The 13,449-nt window shown below is 45.8% G+C and carries 10 protein-coding genes and 1 pseudogene; 2 read left to right on the forward strand and 9 right to left on the reverse strand.

Features of this window, described 5'->3' with window-relative positions; translation table 11 throughout:
- The first annotated feature begins 73 nt into the window (after window positions 1-73).
- A complete protein-coding gene (locus L1076_RS08565; RefSeq protein ID WP_038865919.1) occupies window positions 74-2,422 on the forward strand; it encodes a PilZ domain-containing protein in 2,349 nt (782 codons plus the stop codon).
- Window positions 2,423-2,478: 56 nt separating this feature from the next.
- On the opposite strand, the gene serB is transcribed toward L1076_RS08565, so the two are convergent.
- A complete protein-coding gene (gene serB / locus L1076_RS08570) occupies window positions 2,479-3,459 on the reverse strand; it encodes a phosphoserine phosphatase (RefSeq protein WP_039976178.1) in 981 nt (326 codons plus the stop codon).
- Between the two features lie 91 nt (window positions 3,460-3,550).
- On the opposite strand from serB, the gene L1076_RS08575 reads away from it, so the two are divergent.
- Entirely contained in the window at window positions 3,551-4,156 is a 606-nt protein-coding gene (locus tag L1076_RS08575; RefSeq protein WP_038866054.1) for a YtjB family periplasmic protein, read from the forward strand.
- A 90-nt stretch (window positions 4,157-4,246) separates the two neighbouring features.
- Here L1076_RS08575 and deoD read toward each other — a convergent pair whose 3' ends face one another.
- From deoD to prfC, 8 genes and pseudogenes are all read right to left on the reverse strand, one after another.
- On the reverse strand, window positions 4,247-4,966 hold the full coding sequence (deoD, locus tag L1076_RS08580) for a purine-nucleoside phosphorylase (RefSeq protein WP_038865914.1): 720 nt from the start codon (window positions 4,964-4,966) through the stop codon (window positions 4,247-4,249).
- A 145-nt stretch (window positions 4,967-5,111) separates the two neighbouring features.
- Entirely contained in the window at window positions 5,112-6,332 is a 1,221-nt protein-coding gene (locus tag L1076_RS08585; RefSeq protein ID WP_237303512.1) for a phosphopentomutase, read from the reverse strand.
- 68 nt (window positions 6,333-6,400) lie between these two features.
- Window positions 6,401-7,729 carry a thymidine phosphorylase gene (deoA, locus tag L1076_RS08590; protein ID WP_038865909.1) on the reverse strand — a complete coding sequence of 443 codons (1,329 nt, stop codon included), beginning with the start codon at window positions 7,727-7,729 and terminating at the stop codon, window positions 6,401-6,403.
- Window positions 7,730-7,828: 99 nt separating this feature from the next.
- Window positions 7,829-8,605: a deoxyribose-phosphate aldolase gene (deoC, locus tag L1076_RS08595; protein WP_038865907.1), complete on the reverse strand. Its 777-nt coding sequence runs from the start codon at window positions 8,603-8,605 to the stop codon at window positions 7,829-7,831.
- Between the two features lie 580 nt (window positions 8,606-9,185).
- Window positions 9,186-10,469 (reverse strand): NupC/NupG family nucleoside CNT transporter, encoded by a 1,284-nt coding sequence (locus L1076_RS08600; protein ID WP_038865906.1) that lies wholly within the window; start codon window positions 10,467-10,469, stop codon window positions 9,186-9,188.
- A 204-nt stretch (window positions 10,470-10,673) separates the two neighbouring features.
- Window positions 10,674-11,447, reverse strand: coding sequence for a TatD family hydrolase (locus L1076_RS08605; protein ID WP_104037352.1), 774 nt, complete (start codon window positions 11,445-11,447; stop codon window positions 10,674-10,676).
- Window positions 11,434-11,602 (reverse strand): annotated as a pseudogene (locus L1076_RS08610) (DUF5363 family protein). The gene L1076_RS08605 and the pseudogene L1076_RS08610 overlap by 14 nt, the downstream one beginning before the upstream one ends.
- Window positions 11,603-11,722: 120 nt before the next feature.
- Entirely contained in the window at window positions 11,723-13,312 is a 1,590-nt protein-coding gene (gene prfC, locus L1076_RS08615) for a peptide chain release factor 3 (RefSeq protein WP_039976183.1), read from the reverse strand.
- Window positions 13,313-13,449: the final 137 nt, after the last annotated feature.

The following is a 13,449-nucleotide window of genomic DNA, read 5'->3' on the forward strand; positions in this document are numbered from 1 at the left end:
AACTATTGATATACTCAAGTTTTGCTTTGCTTAGCCGATATAATTCGAATAACGACATACTTTAACAGAAATAATGCAGCAATCTGAAATTCTCTCGCTCGCAGAACGCCTCATCCCTGTTTATGGCGCTGATGACTTTGATTTCGTCCTGGGTCAATTGACTGAAGGAGAGCCACCATCGGCCAAAATTCTAGTAAAGATGGAGCTCAACCGTGTCATGGCTCCTTGTAAAAAGAGCATTGATTTGCGAGGTCGAGTGAAAGGTGAATGTCGTGAATACTTATTAGATGGCATTCCACATTGGCTGGATGATGTCGCCTTTAACGCTTACCACAAGAACCTGAAAAAGTACGGTGGTTACACCGAGGGCATGTGGGAGGCTTTGGTCAACACACGTAATAACTTCCGTGTGATGAGCAAAAATAATGGTAAGAGTGAAGAACGATCGCTGACCGATCCGAAAAGCCCTTTTCTTGCAGAGCCTGTGCACCTTGGGTATGACCTAAAACGTCAAGAGAAGCGTTTAAAAGTACAGTCCCAAGTGGAAATCGTTCGTTCAAAAGAGCAAGTGATCCATGGGTTGAGCATCGACCTTTCTTGTTCGGGGGCGAAATTCAAAGTCCCTAGCGCTTTTAAATACAGTCTGGGAGAAGTCATTCAGGTGACTTTTACTGAGTTTGCGAGCAAGTCTCAGGTCGCTGGCATTGAAAAGCCAATGACCTATCGTGTTCTGGCCGTAGATGATTGTTATGAAAATGACTCGATTCGCTACCTAAGAACGATTCGCCTGACGGAAACCAACATCATCGCTCGTGTGATTGACGAAGCACTAAATAGTGCAGCAAAACGAGCTCGTCATGACAACCAAGATAAAATCATTCGCGCTCGAACTCGTGGTTACGAGCACATTGCTCTCAAGCACACGAGCAATCTACCTCTGTTCTTCGAAGGTAGCGAACTTAAGTTAGCCATGTTAACGCCAAATAACCAAAAGTTATGGCAGTACTGGCACGATGAACGTAATCAGCAAGTATTTGGTTCGTTGTTCCATGAGCAAAGAATGGCATCGCTTATTACGCCAGGAGTTAAAGGAACAACCAATGTGCTTTATTCCTTTACCCATGAGCATGAAAATAAAACCTACTTCTATTCAATGCTCCGTCCAGAAGCGACTAGAGAACAACGCCAACTGTTTTGGCACTTAGGTGCAAAACGTTCAAGTTGGCGTGCGTTCCGTATTTCAATTTTTGAACTCTCTGAACAAGAGAAAAATGACCTTGCAGCGTTCTCTTCTGAGCTTGCTGAAAGCTCACAAAGACTGACACATGTCGGTATTTTGCAAGAGATCGCTGATGATAAATCCGGTCAAGATTACCTACTGACGGAGAAACCTCGTGTTCCTGCGAACACATTAAATTCATTTCGTCAGCCGAGGAAGATCATTGGCAGTCCTAAAGGTATCTATTTCGATGCGCAATCACGTCGCAAGGAACCTCGCTACCGTTTCAAAACGCCGTTGGTATTGGATGCTGGCAACCTAAAAGCCGCTGGTTTCACCATGGATATTTCCAAACGTGGCTTGGGCATCAGGTTAGATGAACCTACTGCGCTGCGTTCAGGGCAAGAGGTTCACATCAATTTCCGTGAGTTGCAGCTCTACGATAAGAAACTGCCCCTATCCGAGGTACCTTATCGTATTATTCGAGTGAGTCCTGATGGCCGTAGTGTGCAAATGGTGATAGACGAAGACAGCAAAACCATGCGTGTGATTGCTTTCTTTAATAGCATTATTGAACACAACCAAGACAAACTCATTCAACAAAAAGAGGTGCTACCAAGTAACCCACTGCTAGAAAGGCTGCACAGCGTGTTACTTTCTCGTACCTTGAGTACTCCGATCTTTATCAGTAAAAGTGCCACCTCTTCGGTTAAAACACCAGTGATAGGGGTGAACTTCCCACTTCCAAAACACATCGAGTTGTACGCTCGCTTGGGCCACAATCAACTGTTCTCGCTAGAACCTCTGTTTAAGGGTCGCTCCAGCACATTGATTGCCGACCCCATCAAGCGTATCGATGGCGCACAAGCAAGACATCAAGACATTTATATCAGCCTGATGAAGGTAGGCAGCAAGATCACGGGCCTCGAGTCGAAACTGCACCAAGATTTCACCAGTGTGAAAGAGCGCATTCAATTTATTAAGAAAGCGCGCATGATGGGCGAGTTCTACGCCACGCGTATTTCAACCGCGCCGATCTTTGATCCAATGACCTCTTTGCTGCGCCAAGATTTGAGCGACCTGACTCAATTTGGTGTCCATCAAGCCAGCAAGTTAGAAAAAGAACTGACTGCTCTCGTCGGTTACAGTGAGTTTGAAGACATCACGGAAGAGGTCGTCGTCAGGCTTGAACTCACCGAATAAAGAAACACCGCCAACTATAGGCGGTGTTTTCTATTGGTCGGTCTTAAACCTTGAGCTTATGGCTTTGCTTGCCAGCTGATTTTCTGTTGCTTAACCAAAGCGCCTGACAGAATGCATAACACTCCACCGAGCCCCGCAAATCGAACTGATGTCTGCGCTTGTTGTTCTACCTTTGGTTTCGCATGATAAGCAATACCTAGCCCTGCAGCAGACATCATCACCAAGTCATTGGCTCCATCGCCTACGGCCACTGTATTGTGTTGTTCAATGTCATACTCTTCTGCAAGTTCAACCAAGATATCCGCTTTTGTTTGTGCAGAGACAACATCGCCAAGTACCTGACCGGTCAACTTGCCATCGATAATTTCCAATTGGTTCGATTGAGCAAAGTCCAAGCCAACTTTGTCTTTGATGAAATCAGAAAAATAAGTAAAGCCACCGGAAGCAATCGCCGTCTTCCAACCTAGTGCTTTAAAGGTCGCAATCAGCGCTTCAAAGTCAGGCATAAATGGCAGTTGGCTACGTACTTGTTCCAAAATCGCTTCATCGGAACCTTTCAGTTTACCCACGCGCTGACGCAAACTTTGTTCGAAATCCAACTCCCCTTGCATGGCTCGTTCGGTGACTTCTGCCACTTCTTCACCAACGCCTGCCAGCTTAGCGATTTCATCAATACACTCGATTTGAATCGCCGTCGAATCCATATCGAAAACCACCAGCCCTGGCGTAGAGAGATCCGGCACTTCATTAAGCGACGCATAATCAAGGTTAAGGTTCTTCAAAATAATTTCGTGCTCTGGAGTGAGTTGCCCAGCCATCAATGCAACTTCATACTGCCCAACTTTCCAAGTGTCTAAGATTGGATTGTAGAAACCAGTAAAAAAATCGATGTCTTCGAAGTTACGGGGCTCAAGATGTTCACCAAACACAATCCAGTTAGCCTTGGCTTTATCAAGCTGGGTGGCAAAGCGAGTTTCGGGTAGTCGTTTTAAAAGAGTCGTATGCCTTCTGATAGGCAAGCTTTTTGACGCGTCCATGTATATAATCCCTTGTGACTTTGCTAAAACGTTACCTCAACAAGCTAAAAAGGCAAGTCTTTGTTTTGTTTTGAATGGACGAGTAAACAGCATGAGTGAATCCCTGTTCTCAGTGAGGAATGCCCTACGAATCCTAGCGCTGATCCTGCTATGCGTGATGCTATTTATCACCATAAAAAACAGTGTCGTGATCAGTAAGGGCAACGAGAAGATTCAAGCACAGCAGCTTGAAACACTGACAAAAGTTTTGATTTCGCAAGCGTCGTTATCCGCTAGTGAAATGATCATAAATAAAGATCAAGAAAGTCTACTTAAGTTAACCAACCAACTTGCGCAAGACCGTTTAGTATTTGATGCCACCATCTATGATGCGCAAGGTGTACGTTTGGCTTCCAGTGAAGAGGCGCTTTCGGTACGTGAAGTGCTAGGATTAGATACACCGCTGGCGACAGCCTCTATCGGGCGCCAACAATTGGTCGAGCCCGTATCGGCTGATGGCGCTGTGATTGGTTTTGTTCGCGTGACCTTTGAAACAGGTCGTGTAACAGCGATTTCCGATCACCATTACCGTAAGAGCGATCGCTACATGTACATGATGGTTCTGATGAGCTTTGTGTGCGGCATGCTGTTCATTATGATTTTACGCAGACAACCAATCCGCCGTAAAAAAGGTGAAAACCTGTTACTGACAAAGTAGCTCTCATTCGATCTCGGATAAAAAAACAGCCCGCACAATGCGGGCTGTTTTTGTAATGCTTTAAAGCGAAAAGAACGCTATCCCTTCGTCTTACTCTTCATCGCCTAGTAGTACTGAATCAAGTGCAATCAGCATCATATCGTTGAACGTATTTTGACGCTCTTCAGATGTGGTTTGCTCGCCAGTCTTGATGTGGTCAGAAACAGTACAGATAGTCAGAGCTTTCGCGCCATACTCTGCTGCAACGCCGTAGATACCTGCCGCTTCCATTTCCACACCTACGATACCGTACTTGTCCATTACGTCGAACATTTCTGGATCTGGCGTGTAGAACAGCTCTGCAGAGAATAGGTTACCTACTTTCACGTCTACGCCGCGAGCTTTTGCTGCTTCTTCTGCTGCACGAACCATTTTGTAGTCAGCGATAGCGGCAAAGTCATGACCTTTGAAGCGAATGCGGTTCACTTTAGAGTCTGTACATGCGCCCATACCGATCACAACATCACGTACTTTGATGTCTTCGTTCACAGCGCCACAGCTACCTACACGGATCACTTTCTTAACGCCGAAGTCTTTGATTAGCTCAGTCACGTAGATTGAACAAGATGGGATACCCATACCATGGCCCATTACTGAGATCTTACGACCTTTGTAAGTGCCTGTGTAACCAAACATATTACGAACGTCACACACTTGAACAACATCTTCAAGGAAAGTCTCTGCGATGTATTTTGCACGTAGTGGGTCACCCGGCATTAGAACGACGTCTGCGAAAGCACCCATTTCTGCGTTGATATGTGGAGTTGCCATGTTTCTTTTCCTTAACCTGTCTCTAGCGATCCGCGCTGCTGTTGGCGGTTTTGGCTAGAATATTCTCATTTCCGACAAGCAGCACTTTCATGCTGCGAACATAAAACTAGGAGCATGAAGCTCCTAGTTTTCAAAACCTAAATAATTATAGGAAGTTCTTACCGTAATCCATTGGAGAAATACCGAAGTACGTTGCCAATGTTTGACCGATATCAGCAAAGCTGTCACGACGGCCTAGTGAACCTGCTGGTACTTTCTTACCGTAAACAATCACTGGGATGTGCTCACGAGTGTGGTCTGTACCTGGCCATGTTGGGTCACAACCGTGGTCTGCCGTTAGAATAAGCACATCGTCTTCTTCCATAATATCCAGCACTTCATTGATGCGACCATCGAAGTACTCAAGCGCAGCAGCGTAACCCGCTACGTCACGACGGTGACCGTAAGCTGAGTCGAAGTCTACGAAGTTAGTGAATACGATCGTGTTGTCGCCCGCTTCTTTGATTTGTTCTAGCGTTGCTTCGAACAATGCAGGGATACCTGTCGCTTTCACTTTCTTAGTGATGCCGCAGTTTGCGTAGATATCAGCAATCTTACCGATAGAAACCACGTTGCCTTGCTTCTCTTCAACAAGTTTCTGTAGAACCGTTGCTGATGGTGGCTCAACAGAAAGATCACGACGGTTACCGGTACGCTCAAATTGACCTTTACCAGCACCAACAAATGGACGCGCGATAACACGACCAATGTTGTAATCTTCTAGCTCTTCACGTGCGATTTGGCAAAGCTCTAGTAGACGGTCTAGACCGAATGTCTCTTCGTGACATGCGATTTGGAATACAGAGTCAGCAGACGTGTAGAAGATTGGTTTGCCAGTCTTCATATGTTCTTCACCCAGATCGTCAAGAACTTGAGTACCAGATGCATGGCAGTTACCTAGGAAACCGTCAAGACCTGCACGCTCAAGAATGCGGTCAGTCAGTTCTTTCGGGAAGCTGTTTGCTTTGTCAGTGAAGTAACCCCAATCAAACAGAACAGGCACACCTGCGATTTCCCAGTGACCAGACGGTGTGTCTTTACCTGAAGAAAGCTCTGCAGCGTGACCGTATGCACCGATGATTTCAGCGTCTGCGTCTAGGCCAGGTGCGAAGCGACCTGTTGATTCTTTATGTGCCATTGCCAGACCAAGCTTAGATAGGTTTGGAAGACGAAGTGCGCCTTTACGCTGATCGTTATCCGCTAAGCCTTGCTCACACTGGTCAGCGATATGACCTAGTGTGTCTGAACCTACATCACCAAATTGCTTCGCATCAGCGGTTTCGCCGATACCGAATGAGTCTAGTACTAAAATAAATGCTCTTTTCATTGCTCGTTCCTTAGGCCCACTCGGCTTCTAATTATGATTGAGTAGGCCTTGTGTAATTACTTGTTCGATTAAAGATCTTCTGCACGGATTTGGCGGTAGACCTCTGGCGTTGGTGTGTATTCTCCACCTACTTTAATTGCGCTGCGAAGCGCTTTTGCCGCTTCTTCCCACTGCTCTTCTGTGCGAGCATGGATCACCGCTAAAGGCTTGTCACTGTCCGCTACTTCGCCTAAACGAATGAAGTTATCAAAACCAACCGCGTAGTCGATTTCGTCTGTTGCTACACGACGACCACCGCCCATAGAAACCACAGCCATGCCGATTGCACGAGTATCCATCGCAGATACAACGCCCGTTTCAGTTGCGTATACTGGTTTGATGATTTCCGCTTTCTCTAGGTAATTATCGTAGTTTTCTACGAAATCTGCTGGGCCACCTAGACCGGCAATCATCTTACCGAAGCACTCAGCCGCTTTGCCGTTATCTAGTGCTTCCATCAATTTCGCACGTGCGTCTTCTGTGTTCTCAGCCAGTTTGCCAAGTACTAACATTTCAGCACATGAAGCCATGGTTACTTCAAGTAGACGAGGGTTACGGTATTCACCTGTTAGGAAACGAACCGCTTCGCGTACTTCCACTGCGTTACCCGCAGAAGAGGCCAATACTTGGTTCATGTCCGTTAGGATAGCGGTTGTCTTAGTACCAGCACCGTTTGCTACTGCTACGATTGATTTTGCTAGCTCTTCAGACGCTTCGTAAGTTGGCATGAATGCGCCAGAACCTACTTTTACGTCCATCACTAGAGATTCAAGACCTGCAGCAAGCTTCTTCGATAAAATCGACGCCGTGATCAGTGAAATATTATCTACTGTCGCGGTGATATCGCGAGTCGCGTAAACGCGCTTATCCGCTGGTGCTAGGTCACCCGTTTGACCGATAATTGCCACACCTGCGTCTTTGGTTACTTGACCAAATACGTCGTTTGTCGGTGTGATGTTGTAGCCAGGAATAGACTCAAGCTTATCAAGCGTACCGCCCGTATGGCCAAGACCACGACCAGAGATCATAGGTACGAAGCCACCGCATGCAGCCACCATTGGACCAAGCATTAGAGAAGTCACGTCACCCACACCACCAGTAGAGTGCTTATCGACAATTGGACCACCAAAATTCATGTGGCTCCAATCGATAACCATACCTGAATCACGCATTGCACAGGTTAGTGCGATACGCTCTGGCATCGTCATTTCATTGAAGAAGATTGTCATAGCAAAAGCGGCGATCTGGCCTTCAGATACACTGTTGTTTGCTACGCCTTGAATAAAGAAGTTGATTTCGTCGGCTGTTAGAACTTCGCCGTCACGTTTTTTACGAATGATTTCTTGTGGTAAATACATTAGTGCCTCCCAAGCTCATAATGAGCCATGGTAAAAGTAGGATAGAAGAGGTTTGGTAGCACCAAAGCTGGTGCTACCGTTCAGACGCTTTTTTTGGAATTAGTACGCTGTTGGATCAGCGACTTGGTCCGATACTTCTAATGTATTTAGTAGGTTTGTTAGCAGACTAGACGCACCGAAACGGTAGTGACGAGCATCAACCCAGTTGTCACCAAGGATTTCATCAGCCATTGCTAGGTATGCCGCTGCATCTTCAGCAGTACGCACACCACCTGCTGGTTTGAAACCAACAGATTCTGCAACACCCATATCACGAATAACTTCAAGCATCATGCGAGCGTATTCTGGTGTTGCGTTTACTGGTACTTTACCAGTTGAAGTTTTAATGAAGTCAGCACCTGCTTCGATACAGATTTGAGATGCTTTCTTGATTAGCGCTTCTTCTTTTAGTTCACCTGTTTCGATGATCACTTTAAGAAGGATATCACCACAAGCTTCTTTACATTGCTTAACTAGTTCGAAGCCAACTTTCTCGTTACCCGCCATTAGAGCGCGGTATGGGAAAACTACGTCTACTTCGTCTGCACCGTAAGCAACCGCCGCTTTTGTTTCAGCAACAGCGATGTCGATATCGTCGTTACCGTGTGGGAAGTTCGTTACAGTCGCAATGCGAACTTCTGGCGTACCTTGCTCACGAAGTGTCTTCTTAGCAATAGGAATAAAGCGAGGGTAAATACAGATTGCAGCTGTGTTGCCTACTGCAGTTTTCGCGTCATGACATAGCGAGATCACTTTTGCATCAGTGTCATCATCATTTAGCGTAGTAAGGTCCATAAGTTTCAGTGCACGTAGCGCTGCTGCTTTTAAATCGCTCATTTCTATCTCCGATCAATATTCAAAAAATTCACTACTCAGCTTCACATCACTTCTCTAACTATAATCAACAAGTAGAGACAGCGTGAGATTTTAGCTAAGCAGTCTATTAATGAACGGACTTGGTTCCCTGAAGACTCGGCATATACTGCGAAAAATCATATACCAATTGCTATCCTTGTCACCGCACAGTACCAGTTTGGCCTATGGCACAACAATCTATGATTGCGGTGTCTTTAATATCACATCACACAATAAAACGCTTGTGGGAACTGATATTGGAGGGCAATTCATTTGCCCATCGAGTATGTAATATTCACTCTGTGATTAAGTGGTTGTCAGAACCACCATTTCATGATTACTACATTATAGAGTTTCACCGCAAAACTGTAGCACCAAATAGAGCGCAAACGGTTTGTATCTCAAAATTTCCCAGCCCCTATTCCATCGACTGCGTAAGCGAATTGCATCGACCTACATACGATAAAATTTTCAGGCCTGAAAAACGAAAAATGCCCCGCAGCAATCTCTTGCTACAGGGCATGATTTAAAACGGCGTCTATATATTAAGGACCGATTCTAATTATAGTGCTGCAAGGCTAAGGCAGAAGCCTGCAATAGTCGCTGCCATTAGGTTAGACAACGTACCAGCAAGAACTGCTTTAATACCCATGCGAGCGATATCTGAACGACGGTTTGGTGCAAGGCTACCTAGACCACCAAGTAGAATCGCGATAGAAGAAAGGTTCGCGAAGCCACATAGTGCGAATGAGATGATAGCTGTTGTCTTAGCAGACATTACTTCACCAGTAGCTGCAACAACTTGAGCGCCTTCACCTAGGTAAGGTGTGAAGTTCAAGTATGCAACGAATTCGTTGATTACTAGTTTCTGACCGATGAATGAACCAGCAACAACTGCTTCGTCCCATGGAACACCGATTAGGAATGCTAGTGGAGAGAACGCGTAACCTAGGATAAGTTCTAGTGTTAGTTCAGGCATACCGAACCAACCACCGATGCCACCTAGCATACCGTTAACTAGAGCAATCAGACCAACGAATGCGATTAGCATTGCACCTACGTTTAGCGCAAGTTGTAGACCAGAAGCCGCACCGCCCGCTGCTGCGTCGATTACGTTAGCTGGTTTGTCGTCGCCACCGTCCATTGCTTCTTCGATATCTTCGTGAGGCTTATCTGTCTCTGGGTGAAGAATCTTAGCGAACAGTAGACCACCTGGTGCAGCCATGAATGATGCTGCTACTAGGTATTCTAGTGGAACACCCATAGATGCGTAACCTGCTAGTACACCACCAGCAACAGACGCTAGACCACCACACATTACCGCGAATAGCTCAGATTGAGTCATTTTTGGAACGAACGGACGAACAACTAGAGGCGCTTCTGTTTGACCTACGAAAATGTTAGCTGCTGCTGACATTGATTCCGCACGAGATGTGCCAAGCGCTTTCTGTAGTGCACCACCAAGAATCTTGATAACCCACTGCATAACGCCAATGTAGTAAAGAACTGAAATCAGTGCAGAGAAGAAGATCAGTGTAGGAAGAACGCGGAATGCGAAGATGAAACCGCCGCCGCCGAATACTTCGAACATCTTGTCAGAAACAAGACCACCGAATAGGAAAGATGAACCATCGTTACCGTAGTTGATAACGTTAGATACACCAGTAGAGAAACCGTTTAGTAGATCACGGCCCCAAGGTACGTAAAGAACAAATGCACCTAGGATAAATTGGATAGCAAATGCGCCACCCACAGTTCTAAAGTTGATAGCTTTTCGGTTATTAGAAAATGCAAATGCAATAGCAAGAAGCACTACCATACCGACTAGGCTCATAAACAGGCTCATAGTTTATGACTTCCTTATAAGTTATTTATTGGCGTGTTACAAAATGGAGCTATAAAGCGGGGGCAATTATACTCATCCCGAATCAATTAAAGTAATGCCACCCTCACACTTTCTTATAAGATTCATCATTGATTCACTCTCGTTTGTGAGTTATCTCACAATAAGAAGGAAAACGTTTTCGCTTTTAAACACCATCTTTAGATTTTATTCACATATAGAGAAGGCAGAATTGCTATTTTCCCATAGCTGAGACGCAATCGATTGCTTGTTTTCTATATGCAACGCAGACAGCTCATTTAAGACATAAATGAGTTTTGAAGGGTGATTCGGTTCGCCCTGATAGCCAAGTATAGGCATATCTGGAGCATCGGTTTCGAGTACAAGATGTTGCAGTGGTAACCTTTGAATCGCGTCGCGTGTTTTGTTCGCTCTTGGGTAGGTAATTGTGCCCCCAACTCCGATAAGAAAACCTAATCGAACCCACTCCATCGCCTGTTGATAACTGCCAGAGAAAGCATGCAACACACCACCTTTCGGCAACTTAGCAGCTTTGACCATTTGGATGAGACGATTGTGTGCTTTTCGGCTGTGTAAAATAACGGGTAGTTCGAATCGTTTTGCCAGTTTGAACTGTAATTTGAGCGCCTGCTCTTGAAGCTCGGCGGGAACCTTGATAGCAAAGTCTAAACCACACTCCCCTATCGCAACGCATTGTCGGTTGCGTGAGGAAAGCAGAGATTCGAGCTCAGGAACAAACTGCTCAAACTCTTGTTGTAGAAAATAGGGATGAAAACCCAGCGCGTAATAAAGGTGAGAGTATTGATTGGCCAGCTCTTGAATACGAGCCCAGTTACTCGGCCCGATAGACGGAATCAAGATACGCTCAACCCCTCGCTCACGAGCGAGGTCGACTTGGTGAGCAAAATCCTGTTGAAAGACGTCAAAGTCAAAATGGCAGTGGGTATCAAACAGTTTCATTATTTGCTTTCCCCTTGCTCTGCTTTTTTAGCAGGCTCGTCTTCATGAACTGGGTCTTGTTTATACGGCACACAACTGCGCTTTTGATCAGGCGTCAGCCCCATCTCTTTGCACCAATCGTCATAGCGTTTGAGCCCTTTCTTAAACCAGTTCATCACACTCCCTTTTTAGCTAATAGAATTCGCGTTGCGCCAAATAAAAAGCCGCCGTTAGCTAAGTGTATAGCTAACGGCGGCTTATGATCTAGTACGCAATATAAAGCGAGTTAGATTCGATTAGTGCTCACGAGTCGCACGGAAATCGATATCAGGGAAACGTTCACGCGCTAGGTTTAAGTTAACCATGGTTGGTGCGATATACGTTAGGTTATCGCCACCATCCAACGCTAGGTTAGTTTGGTTCTTACGCTGGAACTCATCCAGTTTCTTCGCATCACCACACTCAACCCAACGCGCCGTTGCCACGTTAACGCCTTCGTAGATTGCCTCAACGTTGTATTCTGACTTCAAGCGAGCCACAACCACGTCAAACTGAAGTACACCAACCGCACCAACGATCAAATCGTTGTTTTGTAGTGGACGGAATACCTGTACCGCCCCTTCTTCAGAAAGCTGAACCAAACCTTTTAGTAGCTGCTTCTGCTTCAATGGATCTTTTAGACGAATACGACGGAACAGTTCCGGTGCAAAGTTTGGAATACCTGAGAACTTCAACGCTTCACCTTGAGTGAACGTATCACCAATTTGAATCGTACCGTGGTTGTGAAGACCAATGATGTCACCCGCGTAAGCGTGTTCTGCACGAGAGCGGTCACCCGCCATGAAGGTAACCGCATCCGAGATACTCACTTGCTTGCCTAGACGAACGTGGTTCATCTTCATGCCTTGTGTGTAAGTACCCGAAACGATACGCATAAATGCGATACGGTCGCGGTGTTTTGGATCCATGTTTGCTTGAATTTTGAATACAAAACCTGAGAACTTGTCTTCTGTCGCTTCAACGTCACGTTCAACCGCTTGACGAGTCTTCGGTGCTGGAGCCCACTCAGTCAGACCTTCTAGCATATGATCTACACCGAAGTTACCTAGTGCTGTACCGAAGTAAACTGGCGTTAGCTCACCCGTTAGGAACGCTTCTTGGTCAAACTCAGGGCAAGCGCCCATTACAAGTTCAAGTTCTTCACGAACGCTTGCGGCTAGGCTTTCACCTACTTTATCGTCAAGCTCAGGGTTATCTAGGCCTTTGATGATACGAACTTCTTGGATCTCATGACCGTGGCCAGATTCGTACAGAATCGTTTCGTCACGGTGAATGTGGTAAACGCCTTTAAACTCTTTACCACAGCCGATTGGCCAGGTAATTGGCGCACACATCATGCCAAGTTCGTTTTCAACCTCGTCCAATACTTCCATTGGATCACGAACGTCACGGTCAAGTTTGTTCATAAAAGTTACGATTGGAGTGTCGCGCAGACGAGTAACTTCCATCAGCTTACGAGTACGATCCTCGACACCTTTCGCCGCGTCGATAACCATCAAACACGAGTCAACCGCCGTAAGTGTGCGGTATGTATCTTCCGAGAAGTCTTCGTGTCCAGGAGTATCAAGTAGGTTAACCAGACAATCGTTGAAAGGAAACTGCATGACAGACGTGGTTACCGAGATACCACGTTCCTTTTCCATTTCCATCCAGTCTGATTTTGCGTGTTGTGCGTTACCACGACCTTTAACCGTACCTGCTTTTTGGATTGCGTTTCCGAATAACAGTACTTTTTCAGTAATGGTGGTTTTACCCGCATCCGGGTGAGAAATAATAGCGAACGTTCTACGCTTAGAAACTTCGCCTAAAAAAAGGGGATTTGACATTAGTTAATCTTCTAAATTACTTTCATGCTCACAAAATGGGCAAGCATATCTACTATTCGATATTGTGCGGTATTCTCGCTTATTATCGCTATGCTAGCAAACTGGAAAGACATGAACTCAATTTGCTCGGTTCATCC

The sequence above is a fragment of the Vibrio sp. MMG023 genome, from assembly GCF_021654215.1.
Classification (GTDB): Bacteria; Pseudomonadota; Gammaproteobacteria; order Enterobacterales; family Vibrionaceae; genus Vibrio; species Vibrio jasicida.

Coding starts and splice junctions, on each gene's coding strand:
- serB (WP_039976178.1), bottom strand. CDS start 3,459: ATGGACGCGTCAAAAAGCTTGCCTATCAGAAGGCATACGACTCTTTTA.
- L1076_RS08565 (WP_038865919.1), top strand. CDS start 74: ATGCAGCAATCTGAAATTCTCTCGCTCGCAGAACGCCTCATCCCTGTT.
- deoC (WP_038865907.1), bottom strand. CDS start 8,605: ATGAGCGATTTAAAAGCAGCAGCGCTACGTGCACTGAAACTTATGGAC.
- L1076_RS08585 (WP_237303512.1), bottom strand. CDS start 6,332: ATGAAAAGAGCATTTATTTTAGTACTAGACTCATTCGGTATCGGCGAA.
- prfC (WP_039976183.1), bottom strand. CDS start 13,312: ATGTCAAATCCCCTTTTTTTAGGCGAAGTTTCTAAGCGTAGAACGTTC.
- deoD (WP_038865914.1), bottom strand. CDS start 4,966: ATGGCAACTCCACATATCAACGCAGAAATGGGTGCTTTCGCAGACGTC.
- L1076_RS08600 (WP_038865906.1), bottom strand. CDS start 10,469: ATGAGCCTGTTTATGAGCCTAGTCGGTATGGTAGTGCTTCTTGCTATT.
- L1076_RS08605 (WP_104037352.1), bottom strand. CDS start 11,447: ATGAAACTGTTTGATACCCACTGCCATTTTGACTTTGACGTCTTTCAA.
- deoA (WP_038865909.1), bottom strand. CDS start 7,729: ATGTATTTACCACAAGAAATCATTCGTAAAAAACGTGACGGCGAAGTT.
- L1076_RS08575 (WP_038866054.1), top strand. CDS start 3,551: ATGAGTGAATCCCTGTTCTCAGTGAGGAATGCCCTACGAATCCTAGCG.